The organism is Burkholderia sp. GbtcB21 (assembly GCF_019091065.1).
Taxonomy (GTDB): Bacteria; Pseudomonadota; Gammaproteobacteria; order Burkholderiales; family Burkholderiaceae; genus Burkholderia; species Burkholderia pyrrocinia_C.
Window position 1 is genome coordinate 251,090 of sequence record NZ_JAGXKA010000006.1, and the last position, 19,603, is coordinate 270,692.

Sequence of the window (19,603 nt, forward strand, 5' to 3'; positions counted from 1 at the left end):
GGCCGTCCCGCGCCGGCCACGAAGGCCGGCCGGCGGGCCGCGGCGCGCAACGTCACCAGTTGTATTTCGCGGTCGCGATCACCGTGCGGTCGGTGCCGAAAACGCAGACGTTGGCCGACTGGCAACCGCTGATGTAGTGGCGGTTGGCCAGGTTGGTCCCGTTCACGGCGAAGCGCCAGTTACGCGTGTCGTAATGCACGCCCGCGTCGAACAGCGTGACGCTCGACACCGTCAGCGAGTTGTCGGCCGCACCGGCCGACGCGCTCTGGTAGCGAACGCCGCCGCCGAGGCCGAAGCCCGCGAGCGGCCCCGTGTGCCACGTCCAGTCGGCCCACATCGACGCCATCTGGCGCGGACGCGGAATGTCGACCGGCCAGTTGTTCAGCGACACGTCGTTCGCCTTCACGTTCTTCACGTCCTGGTACACGTACGACGCGATCAGCGACAGGTTCCGCGTGACCTTGCCGGTCGCGCTCAGCTCGATCCCGCGCGAACGCACCTCGCCGGTCTGCACCGACTTCGTGCCGGTCGTGTCCTGACTCGGCAGCGCCGGCGTGATCCCGTTGGTCTGGTTGATCTGGTAGATCGCCGCGTTCAGCATCAGGTTCTTGCCGGGCGGCTGCCAGCGCAGGCCGGCCTCGATCTGCTTGCCGCGGGTCGGCTGCGGCAGCCCGCCGCCGAGCAGGTTCACGCCGATCAGCGGGTTGAACGACGTCGCGTAGCTGACGTACGGCGACAGCCCGTAGTCGCCCTGGTACGTGAGGCCGACGCGGCCGGTGAACGCCGTGACGTCCGCCTTCGTCTGCGTGCCGCCCGCGCGGTCGTCCATCCGCATGTTGACCCAGTCCTCGCGGCCGCCGAGCGTCAGCGTCCAGCGGTTCCACTTGATCTGGTCCTGCGCGTACAGGCCGAACGTGTTCATCGTCGTGTACGTGTTGGTGCGGAACGTCGACGCCGGATCGAACACCGCCGTCGTCACCGGCGTGTACACCGGGTTGTAGATGTTCAGCGGCGGCGCCGCGGCGAGCCATTCGCTGTCGGTCGCGGTCTGGCGGTTGTACTGGAAGCCGAGCAGCAGCGTGTGCTGGAGCGGGCCCGTCGCGAAGCGGCCTTCCACGTTGTTGTCGATGTCGAAGCGGCTGTAGTTCATCTGGAACACGCCGGCCCAGCGCGACACGTCGGTCGTGCTGCCGTCGACGAAGCCGTTGCCGAACACCGAGCCGTTGTCGAGCGACAGGTGCATCAGGCGCACGTTCTGCCGGAACTTCCACGCCGAAGTCAGGTTCTGCTCGAACTGGTAACCGACCGACCACTGCTTCTTGCGGTAGTAGTTGAAGTTCGGGTCGCCTTCGTACACATCCTTGTTGATCTGGCCGTTCGGGTTCGGCAGCACCGTGCCCTGCGCCGGCAGGAAGTTCGACGAGATGTCGCCCCAGTCCTGCAGGTACGTCGCGGACAGCGTCAGCGACGTATCCGCGTTCGGGCGCCAGCGGAACGACGGCGCGAGCGCGACGCGCTGGTCGTTGTTCGGGCCGGTCAGCGCATTGCCGTCGCGCGCGACGCCGACGAACCGGTACGCGTACTTGCCGTCCGCGTCGAGCTTGTCGCCGACGTCGATCATGAACTGCTTGCGCGCATAGTTGCCGATCTGCACCCCGGCTTCGCGCACGCGCTCGCCGTCGGCGAGCTTGGTCTGCACGTCGATGATCGCGCCGGGATCGCCCGCGCCGTACAGCACCGACGTCGGTCCGCGCAGCACGGTGATGCTGTCGATCATGTACGGATCGACGCGCCAGCTCGCGAGGTTGATCGTGTTCGGCACCTGCAGCCCGTTCACGTAGGCGGTCGGCGTGAAGCCGCGCAGCGCCGCGTACCAGTCCGAACGGTTGTCCGAACCGTACGACGAGAAGCCCGGCACGTAGCGCAGCGCCGCGTTCACGTCGGTCGCGCCGGTCATCTCGATCTGCTGCGCGGTGACGACGTTGATCGTCTGCGGAATCTCGTTGATCGGCGTGTCGGTCTTCGTGCCGGTCCTGCTGCGCTTCGCGACGAGCCCGACGGTGCCGTCGCCTTCCGAGGCCGCGTTGACGGTGATCGCCGGCAGCGTGCCGTTCGGCGCGCCGTTCGTCGTGCCGTTCTGCGCACTGCTGGCCGACGCCGCGGCGCCTGCGTTCACGGCCGGCGCCGTCTGGGCATAAGCCTGCCCTGCAGCCGCACCGAACGCCACGCTCGCCGCGGCTGCGATCGCACGCAAACGCGTGCCTGTTGCCCACTCCATCTTTCTCTGCTCCACTTTTTTCATGCGGTCTCCGACCGCGCCTTTGTCAAAGAGCGAAAGCCATCCGGCCCGCGCTCACCCCGTTTTCCTGTCGTTTTTCGTGCGACTCCCGAGCCGCGCCATCGTCATGGGCGGGCGCGAGCCCGTCTTCGAGCGACGCGCAGATCTCGTCCGCGCGGCGTGCCAGTACCGACAGCAGCGTGTCGGACAAGCCGTGGCTGTCTTCGCAGCAGCCTTGCAGGTAGATGCGCGGCGCGAAGTGCTCGGGCGTCGCGAGCAGGTAGTCGCGCGTCACGTCGCCGCGCGTGAGCGCATCGCCCAGGTGCGGCGCCAGCCCTTCGAGCAGCGCGGAATGCGTGTCGCGGCGATAGCCGGTCGCGAGCACGAGCGCGTCGAAGCGCTCGACGCGCGTGGCGCCGCTCATCCGGTCGCGCAGCGTCAGCTCGATGCGGCCGTCGCCGGTGCGCACCGCGGCCTCGATCGCGCTGTTCGCGAGCAGCGCATGACGCGGCGTGCCGTCGATGCGCTGCAGGTACAGCATTTCGTAGATCTGCTCGATCAGCGGTCGGTCGACTACTGCGTAGTTGGTGTCGCGATAGCGTTCGAGCAACGCGCGGCGCGCGTCGTGCGGCTGCGCATAGACGACATCGGTGAACTCGGGACTGAAGATCTCGTTGACGAACGGGCTGTCGTCGGCCGGCTTCAGCGCACCTGCGCGCATCACGAGGTTCGCGTCGACATGCGGGAAGCGGCGCGCGAGGTCGATGAACACCTCGGCCGCGCTCTGCCCCGCGCCGATCACCGCGACGCGACGGCGTTCGCCGTCCGGCGACGCGACGAGCCGGTCGATGTCGGTCAGATAGGATGACGAATGGATCACGCGGTCGCGGCCGAGCGCGGCGAACGCATCCGGAATCGCCGGCGTGCCGCCGACGCCGACCGACAGCGCGCGCGTGACGCGCTGGCGCTCGTGGCCCGCGGCATCGCGCGACAGCACGCGCAGCGCGTCGATCCGCGCACCGTCGCCGCGCACCGGTTCGATCGCCAGCACGGTCTCGCTGTAATGGACGCGATCCTCGAACGCATCGGCGACCCAGCTCAGGTAGTCGTGGAATTCGACGCGGGTCGGATAGAAGTTCTTCAGGTTGACGAATTCGTTCAGGCGGCCGCGTTCGAACAGGTAGTTGATGAACGTGTAGCGGCTTTTCGGATCGCGCATCGTGACGAGATCCTTCAGAAACGAGATCTGCATCCGGCAGTCGTCGAGCAGCATCCCACGATGCCAGCCGAATTCCGGCTGGCGCTCGACGAAGCAATGGGCGAACGTGCGTGCGCCTGCGTGCTCCGCGAGGCGAATGGCCAGCGCCAGATTCGACGGCCCGAAGCCGACGCCGATCAGGTCGAATACGGTTTCTCTCTGCATGTCTCAGCTCCCTTGTCGGTGATTCCGGCCCGTCAGACGTGACGACCGGAGAAGAACGTCTCGCGCAGCGTGCGCATCCACAGCGGCTGCGCGTCGGCCAGCGCGAGACGGCGCTGCCGCGCGAAGCCATGCCGCGCGAGATGGTCGGCAACCCGCGCGTGGCCGGCCGGAACGGCACAGCCGACCGCTTCGGTACGCGGGTCGTCGAGAAACAGGTAATGAACGACGGACGGCAGCCAGCCCGCCACGCAATGCGGGCCGCGCCAGCGCGATTCGCCGACCAGCATCCGCAGCCCGCGGTCGTAGTCGCGCGCCGCGACGTGCGGCGCGAGCGCGTCTTCCTTCAGCCAGACCGCCTCGAAGTACGCGAACGGCTCGCCGTCGAAACAGCCGACGAGCGGCGTCACGTGCGGATCGGCGTCGGGTGCGGCCCCTTGCGGGCCGTCCGCGCCGGGCTGCGCGCCCGGCCAGCCGTCGCGCACGCGCGGCTCGTCGAACCAGCGCGCGAGCCGCACGGTGTCCTCCGCCGGCTGCCAGCCGCGCAGCGTGAAGCGCACACCGAGCGCCGGCAGGTCGCGCGCGTAGACGTCGCCGCGCGGCGCCGGCGGCCGGCGCGGATGACGCCGGCCGTCGGTAAACATCGGCAGCGTCGCGCACGGCAGGTGCGTGCCGACGAGCCACAGATCGGCCTGCTGCGCCCAGCCGTCGCGCATGCAGCGGCCGCCGTCGGCGAGCACGCCGCTCGCGCGCAGCGCGTCGAGCGCGACCGCCGGCCACGCGGCCGGGTCGAGCCGGATCGCCGCATGATGCGCGCCGTCCGAAAACGCCGCGGACAGCGCGGCCAGCAGCGCGCGCCGCTGGTCGGCCGGCGCCGCGCGATGGTTGTATGCGACGAGGCGCAGCGTGCCGTCGTCGGCGAGTTGCGCGCGCAGCAACTGCGCGCCGATGCCGTAGCCCTGCGCGACGCGGATCTCCGTGCCGTCGCGCGCGGCGAACAGCCCGTCCGCGAACGCGAGGCGGCACGTATCGGGCATCGTGAATCCGTCCGGACGCACTTCAGCCAGCATGGCGTTCCTCCTGTCCTGTTTCCGCGCGCGCATCGAGCCGCGCGCCGAGCGCCGCGAGCGTCGGCGACGCGAACACGTCGGCGACCGTCAGCGCGTGACCGGCACGGCCTGCCGCGTCGATGAAGCGCACGACGTCGAACGACGTCGCGCCGGCTTCGAACAGGTCCGCGCCGGGCTCGGGCGCGGCCGTCGAGAATGTGTCCGACCACAGCGCCGCGAGCACGGCGGCCGCGTGCGACGGTGCGTTGGGCGGTGCTTCTACGCTCGTCTGTGCAATGAAGTTCGCGTGCGCGACGGCACGCGTATCGGATGCACCAAGCGCCGCTTCCGATGCGCCGGCAAAGCGCGCGACTTCGTCGTGATAGACATCGACCAGCGCATCGACGAAACCGCGGTCGAGCAGTTCGTCCGCATACGAGAACGCGGCGCTCACGCGGCCGTCCGGATGCTCGACGACGTCCAGCTCCAGCGTGAACACGACGCGATGGCGCACGTCGTCGAATTCGGCAAGCGACAGGCCGGCCCAGTCGCGCTCGGCCGCACCCGTCGGGCGCAGGTAGTTGAACATCACCTGGAACAGCGGATTGGCCTGCGCGGCACGCGGCGCGCGCAGCGCCGCGACGACGTCGGCGAACGGCACGTCGGCATGCGCATACGCGGCCAGCGCCGTATCGCGCACCTGGGCGAGCACGTCCGCACGGCGCGCGGCCGGGTCGATCCGCGTACGCACGACGACCGAATTGATGAACAGGCCGAGCGCATCGCGTGCCGCATCGCCCGTCAGCTCGCGGGTCGACGCGAGCACGCCGACCGGCTGGTCGGCCGCGCCCGTCGCGCGGAACAGCGCGGTGTTGAGCGCCGCGTGCAGCAGCATCGGCAGCGTCGCGTGCGCGGCCGATGCGGCGTCGCGCGCGGCGCGGATCAGTGACGCGTCGAATTCGAACGCGATGCGTGCCGCGCGCCATTGCGGCACGGCCGGCGCGTCCGCGCGCTGCGGCAGCACGCGCGACGGCAGATCGACCAGCGCGTCACGCCAGTACGCGACGCGGGCCGGATGGCACGGTGCGGTCAGCACGAGCGGTACAGCCGTTTGGACAGCTTCGTCGACCGGCACGGAGTCGCCGCGTACGCGGGTGACGTAGCGTGCACGAACGGCATCGAGCCACAGCTCGATCGATTCGCCGTCCGACACGATGTGATGGATCGTCACCGACAACACGTGGTCGTCCGCGCCGAGCCGCAGCACGCGTGCGCGCCACAGAGGCGCATCGGCTATGAGGTCGAACGGCGCGAGCGCATCGTCGTCGGTCAACGCCGACGCGCGGGCAAGCACATCGGGTTGCGCCGACAGGTCGACGACCGGCAATTCGACCGGCGCCGCCACGTCGATCCACTGGCCCGGCAGCGCGCCGTCGCGAGCGACGAGCCGCGCGCGCAGCGCCGGATGCACGGCCGCCGCATCCGAGAACGCAGCGCGCAGCGCATCGATGTCGAGCGGGCCGCGCATGCGCAGCGCGACCGGAATGTTGTATGCGGCGCTGTCCGGCTGCGCGCGCCACAGGAACCACAGGCCGAGCTGCGCGGGCGATAGCGGCCACACGCCGTTCGCATCGGGTTTGGCCACCGCGACGCCCGGCGCCGCAGCGCCGGCATGCGCGGCGCGCGGCGCGTCGGCCACCTGCAGCGCGTACTGCGCGAGCACGGGCGCCTCGAACAGCGCGCGCACCGGCACGTCGCGGCCGAGCCGTTCGGCCACGCGCGTCGCGACGCGCACGGCGGCGAGCGAATGGCCGCCGAGATCGAAGAAGTGATCGCCGCGGCCGACGCGCTCGAGATTCAGCACGTCGCACCAGATCGCCGCGAGCGCGGTTTCGTCGCCGTCGCGCGGCGCCTCGTACGCACGTTCGACGCGCACCGGTGCCGGCAGCCGCGCGCGGTCGACCTTGCTGTTCGCGTTGCGCGGCAGCGCATCGAGCACGATCAGTTGCGCGGGCACCATGTAGTCGGGCAGCGTGCGGCGCAGGTGCGCATCGAGCGTCGCGGCTTCGACGGGCTGCGCGGCCGCCCGTGCATCGGCGGTCAGTTCCACATATGCGACGAGCTGCGCAAGCGCGCCCTGCCCGTGCACGACTGCGCACGCTTCGCGCACCGCATCGTGCGCGGCCAGTTGCGCCTCGATTTCGCCGAGCTCGATGCGCAATCCGCGCAGCTTCACCTGGTGATCGACGCGGCCGATGAAGTCGAACACGCCGTCCGCGCGGCGCCGCACGAGGTCGCCGGTGCGGTACAGGCGCGCGCCCGGCGCACCGTACGGATCGGGCACGAAGCGCTCGGCCGTCAGCGCCGGGCGGTCGAGATAACCGCGCGCGACGCCGATCCCCTCGCCGCCCAGATACAGTTCGCCGATCACGCCGACCGGCAGCGGATGCAGCCGCTCGTCGAGCACGTGCGCGGTGCGTGCGCCGACCAGCGTGCCGATCGGCAGATACGCGGCGTCGCCGAGCGTCGCGAGATCGTCGCCGGGCCGGAACATCCACAGCGTCGGCGTGATGACCGTCTCGGTCGGGCCGTAGCCGTTGACCACACGCACGTTCGGCAGCGCACGGCGCAGCATCGCGAACGCCTCGCGCGACGTCGCCTCGCCGCCGACGGTCAGCGAACGCAGCGTCGGCGGTGCGCCGTGCGCGAGCGCCCATTCGGCGAGCTGCGCGGCGCAGCCGGGCGGCACGTAGGTCATCGTCACGCCGTCGCGGACCATCATCGCGCAGGTCTGTGCGGGCGGCCACAGCACGTCGGCCGTCACCGACACGGCGGCGCCCGACATGTATTGCGAAAACCAGCCTTCGTGCGCGCCGTCGAAGTTGACCGACTGGAACAGCAGGAACACGTCGTTCTCGCCCGCGCCGTAGCGCTCGGCAATCGCCGCGCAGTGCAGCGCGAACGACGCGTGGTCGACGATCACGCCCTTCGGCTTGCCGGTCGAGCCCGACGTGTAGATCGCGTAGGCGGCATGGCCCGGCAGCACGTCGGGCAGCGCGACGCCGGCGGCTTCGTCGAGCGCATCGATTTCGTCGGCGCGCCACACGCGCAGTTCCGGTAGCTCGGGCAACGACGCAGCGCTCGCGCCATCGGTCAGCACGTGCGCGATGCTCGCATCGCCGACGATCTGCGCGAGCCGTTCGCACGGATGGGCCGGATCGAGCGGCACGAACGCGGCGCCGGACTTCAGCACCGCGATCAGCGCGACGAGCAGGTCGACCGAGCGCTGCAGCGCGACGCCGACGCGCATCTCGGGCCGCACGCCTGCCGCCACCAGATGACGCGCGAGGCGCGCAGCGCGTGCATCGACCTCGCCGCGCGTCAGTGCGCGATCGATATCGGCGACGCCGCGCGCGTCGGGCCGCGCGTGCGCATGTGCGGCGATGCGCGCATGCACGGGCACGAACGGTTCGGCTTCGGTCGCGCCCGCCGGCGCGTTCCACGCAAAGAGCTGTGCGCGCTCGTCGGCGGGCAGCCAGTCGAGATCGCCGGTCGGCAGGTCAGGCCGCGCGAGCGCATCGGCGAGCAGCGTGACGAAGCGCGCGGCCAGCCGCGCGATCGCGTCGGCGTCGAACAGGTCGAGCGCGTAGATGAACGCGGCGTCGAACGTACCGTCGGGCGTTGCCTCGACGGAGAGCGTGAGATCGAATTTCGCGGACGGCGTGCCGGACGGCAGCAACGCGGCGGCTGCCGCGCCGAGCGCCGGCAGCGCGCGGCGCTCGCCGTACGCTGCCATCACCTGGAACAGCGGATGGTGGCTCGCGCTGCGCGGCACGCCGAGCGCATCGACCACCTGCTCGAACGGCACGTCCTGGTGCATCTGTGCGTCGACGAGCGCGCGCTGCGTGCGCGCAACCAGCGACGAGAAATCGCCGTGCGCGGGCACGTCGACGTCGATTGCCAGCGTGTTGACGAAGAAGCCGATCAGGCCGGCGACTTCCGCGCGTTCGCGGTTCGCGGCCGGCACGCCGACGCAGATCCGCGCATCGCCGGTCGCGCGCGCGAGCAGCGCATCGAGCGCGGCGAGCAGCACCGCGAACGGCGTCGCACCCGACGCGGCCGCGAACGCACGCAGTTGCGCGCCGATGCGCGCATCGAGCGAAAACACATGGCGAGCGCCGCGCGCACTGCGGCGCGCCGGTCGTGCGGCTGCACCCGGCAGCGTCAGCACGCCGCGCTGCGGATCGAGCCGTTCGCGCCAGAACGCAAGCTGGCGATCGCGTTCCCCGGCGTCGAGCCAGCGGCGCTGCCACAGCGCGTAGTCGGCGTACTGGATCGGCAGCGGCGCGAGCGGCACCGGCTGGTCGGATGCATACGCGCGATAGAACGCCGCGAGCTCTTCCAGCATCACGCCCGACGACCAGCCGTCCGACACGATGTGGTGCACCGTCAGCGCGAGCCAGTGATGCGTCGCGTCGAAGCGGACCAGATGCGCACGCACGAGCGGCGGCGTGCCGAGATCGAACGGTTCGGCTTCGTCGGCCGTCGCGACGGCCTCCGCGCGCGCGGCGCGCGGCGCGTCCGGCAGCGCTTCGAGATCGGTTTCGCGCCACGGGCAGCGCAGCGGCGCGTGGATCGTTTGCGCAACACCGTCCTGCGCCTCGTCGAAGGTCGTACGCAACGCTTCATGGCGGGCGATCAGTGCATCGCAGGCAAGACGCAGCGCATGCGCGTCGAGCGGGCCCGTCAGCGCCAGGCGCTCGGTGATGTGATACGCGTCGGGCGCATCGATCAGCCGTGCATGCAACCACAGCCGCGTCTGCGCGAACGACGCCGGCACGCGGTCGCTGCGCGGCGTGCGCGGCGGGATCGGCAGCACGCGGAAGTCGATGCCGGCTGCGCCGAGCTTGTCGATGAAGACCGCGCGCTGCGCGTCGGGCAGTTGCGCGAAACGCGTCGCGAGCGCGAGCCAGTCGGGTTGAACCTTCGTCATCCGTCGTCCTTATTGGGTTTCCAGTTCGCCGAGCAGCGCATCGATCGCGCTCGCCGCATCGGTCGCGCCGCGGGCCGCGCAGGCCGCGTCGATCGCTTCCGCGCAGCGCGCGAGCGTGCGTGTGTCGAACAGCGTGCGCAGCGGCAGCGCGAGCCCCCAGTGCAGGTTCGCCTGCGCGTGGGCCTGCGTCGCGAGCAGCGAGTGGCCGCCGAGCAGGAAGAAATCGCCGTCGCGGCCGATCGCATCGACGTGCAGCACGCGTTGCCAGATATCCGCGAGCGCACGTTCGGTATCGGTCGCGAGTTCGACGGCTTCAGCCGCTTCGCGCACCGGCGCGGGCAGCGCATGACGGTCGCACTTGCCGTTCGGCGTGACGGGCAATGCGTCGAGCTCGATCAGCTGCGACGGCACCATGTAGGCCGGCAGTTGCGCACGCAACGCGTCGAGCAGCGCCGCACAGTCGAGCGAGCCGGCGTCGCCGCGTGCGACATAGCCGATCAATTGCTCGTCGCGCACGATCACGACCGCATCGTTCACGCCGGGTACCGCGCGCAGCAGCGCCTCGATCTCGCCCGGCTCGATCCGCTGGCCGCGCAGCTTCACCTGCGTATCGACGCGGCCGAGGTAGTCGAGCGCACCGTCGGCGCGCCGGCGTGCGAGGTCGCCCGTGCGGTACATGCGTGCGCCCGGCACGAACGGATCGGGCACGAAACGCTCGGCGGTCAGCGCCGGGCGGCCGAGATAACCGCGCGCCAGGCCCGCGCCCGCGAGATACAGTTCGCCGGTCGCGCCGGCCGGCACCGGCTGCCATGCGGCATCGAGCACGTGCAGTTGCAGGTTCGCGATCGGATGGCCGATCGGCACCGCGGCCGCGTTCGCGTCGTCGGGGCTGCAGGTCCAGTGCGACACGTCGATCGCGGCTTCGGTCGGCCCGTACAGGTTCACGAGCGTCGCGTTCGGCAGCAGCCGTGCGATCTTCGCGACGAGTTCGGGCGCAAGCGCCTCGCCGCTCGCGACGATCAGGCGCACGCTGTCGCATTGCGCGGCGGCCGAGAAATCGTCGAGATACGCGGCGAACGCGGCGAGCATCGACGGCACGAAATGCAGCACTGTCACGCCGTGCGCATGAATCGCGGCCGCGAGACGCGCCGGATCGCGATGGTCGCCGGGCGCGGCGATCGCGAGCTTCGCGCCGATCGCCAGCGGCCACACGAATTCCCAGACCGACACGTCGAAACCGAACGGCGTCTTGTGCAGCACGACGTCGTCGCGCGTCAGACGGTATGCGTGCTGCATCCACGCGATCCGGTTCGCGAGTGCGCCGTGCGTGTTGCCGGCGCCCTTCGGCTTGCCGGTCGAGCCCGATGTGTAGATCAGGTACGCGAGTCGGGCGTCGTCGATGGCGATGCCCGCAGGCGCTTCTTCATCTTCGTCCGCTTCATCGGCGAGCAGGTCCGCAACCGTCAGCAACTGCGTCGCGGCACCGTCGCCAAGCGCGGCTTCGACCTGCTCGCGCAGGTGCGCCTGCGTAATCGCGACGGCCGGCCGCGCGTCGCGCAGCAGGTACGCGATGCGCTCGGCCGGATAGTCGGGATCGACCGGCAAGTAGGCGGCGCCGGCCTTCAGCACGCCGACGAGCGCCATCACCATGTCGAACGAACGCTCGACGCACAGCGCGACCGGCGTGTCGGGCTGCACACCACGCCGGCGCAGCGCGGCCGCGATGCGCGACGTGCTGATATCGAGTTCCCGATAGGTCGCACGATGCACGCCGCCATGAACGTCCGCGTATTCAAGCGCGATCGCGTCGGACGTCGCTTGTGCCGCATCGGCGAATTGCAGGTGCAGCGGCTGCCGTTGCGAAGCCGGCCACGCATGCGCGGTGTCCCGCGCAAGCGCCAGCGCGTCGCGGGTTGCGTCGTCGGCGATCGACAGCGTGCCGAGCAGCGCGTCCGGCGTGCGGGCCAGCGCATCGAGCGCGCACGCGAACGCACGGTGCCAGGTCTCGACCTGCCGCGCATCGACGCGCGCGGTGTCGTAGCCGTAGTCGATCGTCAATTCGACACCACTCTCGATCACGAGCGTCAGCGCAAAATCGGTCGCTTCGATACTGCGTACGCCGCTCAGCGCAAGCGCGCGCGGATCGGCGTCGCGCGCCGTGTCGTCCACCGGGTAGTTCTCGAACACGACCAGCGTGTCGAACAGTGCGCCACCCGCGCCATGCGCCCAGCGCTGGATGTCGGCGAGCGGCGTGTGTGCATGCTCGGCGGCCGCCGCATTCTCGCGCTGCAGCGTCTGCAGCCAGTCGGCCGCGCGTTGCTGCGGCGCGGGTGCGGTGATCACCGGCAGCGTGTTGATGAAAAGACCCAGCACCGTGTCAACGTCCGTGAGCGCATCGGGGCGGCCCGCGACGGTCGCGCCGAACGCGACGGCCGGCTGGTGCGTCATCCGCTGCAGCGCGAGTGCCCATGCGCCTTGCACCAGCGTGTTGACCGTCAGCTTCAGCGCGCGCGCCGTCTGCGCGACGCGCGTCATCGCGTCCGCATCGATCGTCGCGCGCCACGTGACCATCTCGGCGTCCGCGCGGTCGGCCGCGCGTTCCGCGATCAGCGTCGGCGCGTCGAGCCGCGCGAGGCGCTCGGTCCAGAAGCGCTCGTCGGCATCGCGGTCGCGCGTGCCGAGCCACGCGATGAAGTCGCGATAGCGCAGCGCCGGACGGCTCGCGAACGGCGACACCGCATCCGGGTCGCGATAGTCGCGCAGCACGTCGGAGAGCAGGCGCGCGGTGCTCCAGCCGTCGAGCAGCACGTGGTGACGCGTCCACACGACGCGCCATGCGTCGTCCGTCACGCGGATCAGCGCAAGCCGCATCAGCGGCGGCTCGCGCCAGTCGAAACCGCGTGCGCGGTCGGCCGCGAGCCATGCGTCGAAATCGGCGTCGAGCGTGTCGCCGCGCGTGCGCCAGTCGAGCTGCTCGACCAGCATCTGCGCGTGGCGATGCACGCACTGCAGCGGCGCGGCTTCGTCGGGCATCACGCTCGTACGCAGGATGTCGTGGCGAGCGACGGACGCGTCGAACGCGGCCGCGAGGCGGTCGGCATCGAGCGCGGTCGCGTTCGCGACGAGCTGGTTCACGTAGCTCGCGTGGCCGGGCGCGAACTGCGCATGGAACAGGATGCCCTGCTGCATCGGCGACAGCGGATACACGTCGTCGATCGTGCGCCAATCGAGCGGCGTGCGTTCGATCGCCGCCTGCGTGAGGCCGGCGGCCTGCGCGAGCGGGAAATCGCCCGGCGTCGCGCCGCCGCCGCGATGCGCGACGCGCGACGCGCAGGCTTCAACGAGTTCCCGCAGCGCGGCCGCGAAGCGTTCGGCGAACGCGTCGATCGTCGCGCGCTCGAACTGCGGCACGCCATAGACCCAGTGCACTTTCAGCGTGCGTGCGCCGTCGCGGTCCGTATCGAGGTACGCGTGGATCGCGAGCGTATTGCCCAGCGGCCCCCGCGGATCGCGCTCGACGCCGGTGCCGCCGAAACGCGGCACGAGCGTCGCGTCGCGCGGCGCGTCGAACTGGCCGAGATAGTTGAACGTGACGCGCGGGCGCGGCACGGCGGCCAGCGCCGCGCGCGTCGCCGCATCGCCGTAGTGCGCGAGCACGCCGAAGCCGAGCCCCTTGTGCGGCACCGCGCGCAGCGTGTCCTTGACCGCGCACAGCGTGTCGCTCGCAGTCGCTTCGACCGGCAGCGTCACCGGGTAGTGGCTCGTCAGCCAGCCGATCGTGCGGCTCGCGTCCGCATCGTCGAACAGCGCCTCGCGGCCGTGCCCTTCCAGTTCGACGCGGCACGATGCGCCACCGCCGCGTGCGCCGGACAGCGCCAGCGCGAGCGCCGCGCCCAGCAGTTCGATCGTCTGCGTGCGATAGGCTGCATGTGCATCGGTCAGCGCCGCGCGGGTCAACGCCGCGTCGATCGTCTGCACGACGACGGCTGCATCGGCATTCGTCGCCGCTGCGTCCGGATGATCGGGCACGAGGTCATGGCCCTGCGCCATCCCGGCCCAGTACGCGGCTTCGGCTACAAACGGCGATGCCGGTTCCGTCGCGGCGCGCGCGAGTCGTGCGGCCCATGCATCCGCGCGCAGGCCCGGCTGCGACAGCCGGACCGGCGTGCGGTCGCATGCGGCGCGGTAGGCCGTGTCGAGGTCGTCGAGCAGGATGCGCCACGACACGCCGTCGACGATCGCGTGGTGAATCGCGAGATAAAGCTGCGTCGAGCCGTCCGGCAGCCGTGCCGCGCACGCGCACGCGAGCGGCCCGCGGCCGAGGTCGAGACGGCGCTGCAACGCGTCGAAGCGCGCGAGCGCGTCGGCTTCGTCGCGTGCGGCGACTTCGACGAACGGCAGCGCATCGTATGGCTTAGCGGCATCGCTCGCGTGCCACGTGCCGTCCGCACCAAGCGCGAAGCGCTGGCGGAACGCGTCGTGATGCGTCAGCAACGCATCGAATGCGCGCGCGAATGCGTCCGCGTCGAACGGCCCGCGCACGTCGAACGCGACCGACTGGTTCCAGTGGCCGCGCTGCGGGACGTCGAGCGCGAAGAAGCGTTGCTGCGCGGGCGTCAGGATTGGCGCGGCAGCCGGCGTCGCCACTGCGGTTGCGATTGCAGGCTGCGCGGTAGGAGTCACGTCCTCGGTCTTCGCGATGCGTGCGAGTTCGGCCACCGTCGGGTTGTCGAACAGTTGCTTCGGCGTGAAGCGCACGCCGCGCTTGCGCGCACGAGCGATCACCTGCAGCACGAGGATCGAATCGCCGCCGAGTTCGAAGAAGTTGTCGTCGCGGCCCACCTGCGGCGCCTTCAGCACGGCCTGCCAGACTTCGGCGAGCACCGTTTCGACCGCGCCCTGCGGCGCATCGCCGGACGCGATCGCGATCGGCGCCGCAGCCAGTTCGCGCAGCGCCGCGCGATCGATCTTGCCGTTCGCGGTCACCGGCAGGCGCGCGAGCACGACGAACTGCGCGGGCACCATGTAGTCGGGCAGCTTCGCGGCAAGCGCCGCGCGCATCGCAGCCTCGTCGAACGCCGCGCCGTCGCGCATCACGACGAAGGTCGCGAGCCGCAGGCGGCCGTCGTGCTCGATCGCAAGCGTTTCGGCTTGCGCGACCGGGCCGGCCGCGCGCACGGCTGCACTCACCTCGCCCGGTTCGACGCGGTAGCCACGGATCTTCACCTGGTCGTCGATGCGGCCGAGAAACGCGAGACGGCCGTCCGCGCGCAACCGTACGCGGTCGCCGGTGCGATACAGCCGCGCGCCGGGCATGAACGGATCGGGTACGAAGCGTTCGGCGGTCTGCGCCGGACGCCCGAGGTAGCCGCGCGCGACGCCCGGCCCGCCCAGATACAGCTCGCCCGTCGCGCCGGCCGGCACGCATGCGCCGAACGCATCGAGCACCAGCGCGCGCGCATTCGGCAGCGGCAGGCCGAGCGGCACGCCGCTCGCGGGATCGCGCGCATCGGCGGCAATCGACGCCGTATCGCACGCAATTGCGCCGACCGTCGCTTCGGTCGGCCCGTAATGGTTGATCACGCGGCAGGCCGGTGCGAGTGCGGCCAGGCGCGCGACGAGCGCCCACGTGAGCGTTTCGCCGCCCGTCACGAGCGCGTGGCGCGGCAGCACGTCGGCCGGCACGCGCGCGTCGAGCAGCGCCTGCAGGTGGCTCGGCACGATCTTCAGCACGCCGACGTCGCGGCGGCGCATCTCGTCCGCGAACAGGTCGGGATCGAACGCACACGCGGCCGGCAGCAGGTGCAGCGTGCGGCCCGCGCACAGCGCGCCGAACAGCGTCGTGTGGCCGAGATCGGCCGCAACGGTCGACACCATCGCGAACGATGCGTCCGGCGCGAACGCGAGTTCGTCGAGCATCCCCTGCACGTAGTCGGCCAGTGCGCCGTGCGACACGACGACGCCCTTCGGCGTGCCGGTCGAGCCCGACGTATAGATCAGGTACGCGCCCTGTTCCGGATGCGGTGCGACGCGCACGCCGGCTGCATGCGCGAGCGTCGCGTCCTGTGCGAGCGTATCGACGTCGAGCGGCTGAGCGTCGATGCCGGCCGGCCACGCGGCCGTATCCGCGACGAGCGCCCAGCGCGCGCCGCAGTCGGCTGCCGCCGCGGCGAGTCGCGCGGCCGGCTGTGCGGGATCGAGCAGCACGACGAGCGCACCGGCCTTCAGCGCGCCGAGCAGGCCGACGACGAAGCGCGCCGAACGTTCGATGCAGACGATGACGGACGCTTCGGCGGCGACACCGCGCTGCGTCAGCGCACGCGCGATGCGGTTCGACGCATCGTCGAGTTCGGCGAACGTCAGCGACGCCGACGCATCGGCGAGCGCGACGCGATGCGGATACGCGGCCGCCTGTCGCGCGAACGCGGCGACGATGTCGGCATGTTCGACGCTCAGCGCGCGGCCGTCGCGCGGCTGGCGCAATGCGGCCGATGCGTCGCACGGCAGCGCGGCCGTCGTGCGTTGCGGATCGTGCGCGGCCGCGCCGACGAGCGCCGCATAGCTGTCGAGCCACGCGCGTGCGGTGTCGGCGTCGATGCAGTCGGTCGCATAGGCCGCGACCAGTTCGATCCCGTTCGCGTCGTCGGTGAAATCCAGCGCGAAGTCGAAACGCGCGGCCAGATCGGGCCCCGGCGTAGCAACAGCGATCGCACCCGGCAGCACGCTGTCGTGCCGCGCGTCGAACTGCTGCGCGAATTTCACGCGCAGCCATTCGTCGCCGCGCTTGACCGGCGGCTTCGCCGCATCGACGACACGCTCGAACGGCACGTCCTGGTGCGCGACCGCGTCGAGCGCCGCCGTGCGCGCCGCGTCGACGAGCGCGCGGAACGGCAGCGTCGGCGCCACGCGCACGCGCAGCGCGACCGTATTCAGGAACAGCCCGAGCAACGCGCGCGTTTCAGCGCGCTGGCGATGCGCGACCGGCACCGCGACGACGACGTCCGTTTCGCCGGTCAGACGCGACAACCATGCGTCGAGCGCGGCCAGCAGCACCGTGAAGACGGTGGCCTGCGCGTCGCGCGCGAGTTGCCGCACGTCGGCCGCAACCGCGTCGGGCAGGCGCACCGACACGCGTGCACCCTGCAGCGTACGCGCAGCGCCCGGCTGACGGTCGACCGGCAGCGGGATCGGGCCCGGCACGTCGCGCAATGCGCCGCGCCAGTAGTCGAGCTGGCGTTCGCCCTCGCCGCCGGCCAGCATGTCGCGCTGCCAGTCCGCGTAGTCGGCGTACTGGATCGGCAGATCAGGCAGCGACGGTTCTCGGCCTTCCGCATACGCGCTGTATGCAGCCGACAGTTCGTCGAACGCGCAGCGCGAGCTCCAGCCGTCGGTGATCGCGTGATGCGCGGTCAGCAGCAGGCGGTGACGGTCGTCGGCGAGTGCGACGAGCGTCGCGCGCAGCAGCGGGCCGCGTGCGAGATCGAACGGTTCGGCCGCATCGCGCTCGGCGAGCCGCGCGGCTTGTGCGTCGCGCGCGGCCGGCGGCTGGTCGCGCAGGTCGAGGTCGGCGATCGACACCGGCAGATGCGCATGAATCCGCTGCATCACGATGCCGTCGTCGTTGTCGACGAGCGTCGTGCGCCACGCCTCATGACGCCCGATCACGTGATCGAGCGCGCGCTGCAGCGCGTCGCGATCGAGCGTGCCGTCGAGCGTCCAGTGCGCGGCGATGTGATACGCGGCGCTCGCATCGCGCGTTTGCGCGAGCACCCAGAAGCGTTGCTGCGCGAGCGACGCCGCACGGTCGACGTGCGGCGCGCCCGATGCGGCCGCATCGGCCTTCGCGCGGCGTGCGGAAATGGCGGCCAGCGGCTCGCCTGTCTCGCGTTCCGCGCGATCGACCGTTTCGGCCAGTTCGGCGAGCGCCGGATCGGCGAACAGCGTATCGAGCCGCAGGTTCACGCGCGATGCGGCGCGAATCGCGGCCTGCAACTGCATCGCGGCGAGCGAATCGGCACCCAGCGCGAAGAAACGGTCGTCGCGCGACGGCGCGGCGTCGAGGCCGAGCAGCGTCTGCCAGAGGCCGGCGAGCTGCTGCTCGGTCGGCGTGCGCGGCGCGGCGCCGGCACCTTGCGTCGTGTCGCGCGCGGCGGCAATCCGCTCGCGCAGCGCGGCACGGTCGATCTTGCCGTTCAACGTATACGGCAGCGCATCGCAACGCACGAACCGGTGCGGTTGCCATGCCGCCGGCAATTGCGCGGCCACGTGCGCCTTCAGTGCCGCATCGTCGGCCGCCGCGCGCAGCGCGACGCATGCGATCAGCCGCGTCGGTCCGTTGCCGGCTTCGGCGACCACCGCCGCGTCGGCCACGGCCGGATGCGAGCGCAGGCACGCGGCGATTTCCGCGGGCTCCACGCGCACGCCGCGCACCTGGACCTGGTCGTCGAGGCGGCCGAGATAGTCAAATGCACCGTCGTCGCGCAGGCGTGCGAGATCGCCCGTGCGGTAGACGCGCGCGCCGGGCTCGCCGTCCGGATCGGGAATGAAGCGTTCGGCCGTCAGCGCCGGGCGGCCGTGATAGCCGCGCGCGATGCAGACGCCGCCGAGCAGCAGCTCGCCCACGCCAGCGGCCTCATCGCCGTCAATGCGCGCGACGCGCGGGCCGATCACGCGGCCGATCGGCAGCGACGCATACGCGTCGTCGGCGGCCAGCACGGGCGCTTCGCCCGGTTCGACCGGCCACAGCATCGGCGAGATCACGGCCTCGGTCGGCCCGTAGCCGTTGATCAGGCGTACCGACGGGAACGTGCGGCGCACGAACTCGAATGCCTGCTGCGGCAGCGCTTCGCCGCCGAACGCGAGCACGCGCAATGCCGGCGGCACGCCGTCGCGCGCGGCGACAGCCGCGAATTCGCGCAGGTACGCGGGCGGGAACGCGGCGACGTTGACCGATTCGCGCACCATCAGCGCATGCGCGGCGTCGGGCGCGAACGGCTGCGGCGGCGCCACGACGATACTGGCGCCGATCGCGAGCGGCGCGAGCCAGCACTCATGAGCGGCGTCGAAATTGACCGACGCGAAATGCAGCAGGCGGTCGCCTGCGACGATCGGCAGCGCGGCCGCGAGCGCGTCGCAATGCGCGGCGAGCGGCCCGTGTTCGACGACGACCGCCTTCGGCGTGCCGGTCGAGCCCGACGTATAGATCATGTAGGCGGCCGCACGCGGGTGCACGGGCACGTCTTCGTCATCGGCAGCGAAGTCCTGCTCGCCCACCGCTTCCGCTGCCGCATCGAACGCGTATTCGAACGGCATGCCCAGCGCCGTGCGGCCGGCTTCGTCGACGATGCCGTGCCGCAGTTGCGCATCCTGGATGATCCAGTCGAGGCGCGCGGCCGGATGACGCGGATCGAGCGGCACGAACACGCCGCCCGCCTTCAGCACGGCCAGCAGCGCGACGAACAGCTCGCACGAGCGCTCGACGCAGACGCCGACCCGCACTTCCGCGCCGACGCCGGCCGCGCGCAGTTGCCGGGCCAGCCGCGACGCACGCGCGTCGAGCGCACCGCGCGACAGGCGCAAGTCGTTCTGGAAAGGTACCGCGATTGCAGGCGCGTCGGGCGCAACGCGCGCCAGTTCGCGGATTCGGTGATGCAGCGCAGTCGGGAAACTCGTCATGTGCGTGAAGTCCTTCGGTCCGGCCGCTTCGGCCAAGTCTCGGGGCCGCTTGGGGCGGCTTCACTGGTGTGACGAACGGCGCGGCCGATTTTTTACCGTTTTGCGCTCAAAGTGCGTGCAGCCGATTTTTTTCATGCGCTGCTAAATATTTGCGCGGCTCGTTCGTCTATCAGGAAGGAAAGCCGGAA

Annotated in this window: 5 protein-coding genes; all 5 read right to left on the bottom strand. The window is 71.1% G+C overall.

Translation table 11 applies throughout. The annotated features are described in order from the left end of the window. Window positions 1-52: 52 nt before the first annotated feature. Genes KVT39_RS16770 through KVT39_RS16790 form a run of 5 tightly spaced genes read right to left on the bottom strand, consistent with a single transcriptional unit; the run spans window position 53 to window position 19,415 of the window. Window positions 53-2,302: a TonB-dependent siderophore receptor gene (locus KVT39_RS16770; protein ID WP_217589670.1), complete on the bottom strand. Its 2,250-nt coding sequence runs from the start codon at window positions 2,300-2,302 to the stop codon at window positions 53-55. A gap of 22 nt (window positions 2,303-2,324) precedes the next feature. Next, window positions 2,325-3,701, bottom strand: coding sequence for a lysine N(6)-hydroxylase/L-ornithine N(5)-oxygenase family protein (locus KVT39_RS16775; protein WP_217589672.1), 1,377 nt, complete (start codon window positions 3,699-3,701; stop codon window positions 2,325-2,327). A 32-nt stretch (window positions 3,702-3,733) separates the two neighbouring features. Beyond that, a complete protein-coding gene (locus tag KVT39_RS16780) occupies window positions 3,734-4,768 on the bottom strand; it encodes a GNAT family N-acetyltransferase (protein ID WP_217589674.1) in 1,035 nt (344 codons plus the stop codon). Further along, window positions 4,758-9,740 (bottom strand): non-ribosomal peptide synthetase, encoded by a 4,983-nt coding sequence (locus tag KVT39_RS16785; protein ID WP_217589676.1) that lies wholly within the window; start codon window positions 9,738-9,740, stop codon window positions 4,758-4,760. The genes KVT39_RS16780 and KVT39_RS16785 overlap by 11 nt, the downstream gene beginning before the upstream one ends. Before the next feature lie 9 nt (window positions 9,741-9,749). Beyond that, window positions 9,750-19,415: a non-ribosomal peptide synthetase gene (locus KVT39_RS16790; RefSeq protein WP_217589678.1), complete on the bottom strand. Its 9,666-nt coding sequence runs from the start codon at window positions 19,413-19,415 to the stop codon at window positions 9,750-9,752. Window positions 19,416-19,603 lie beyond the last annotated feature (188 nt).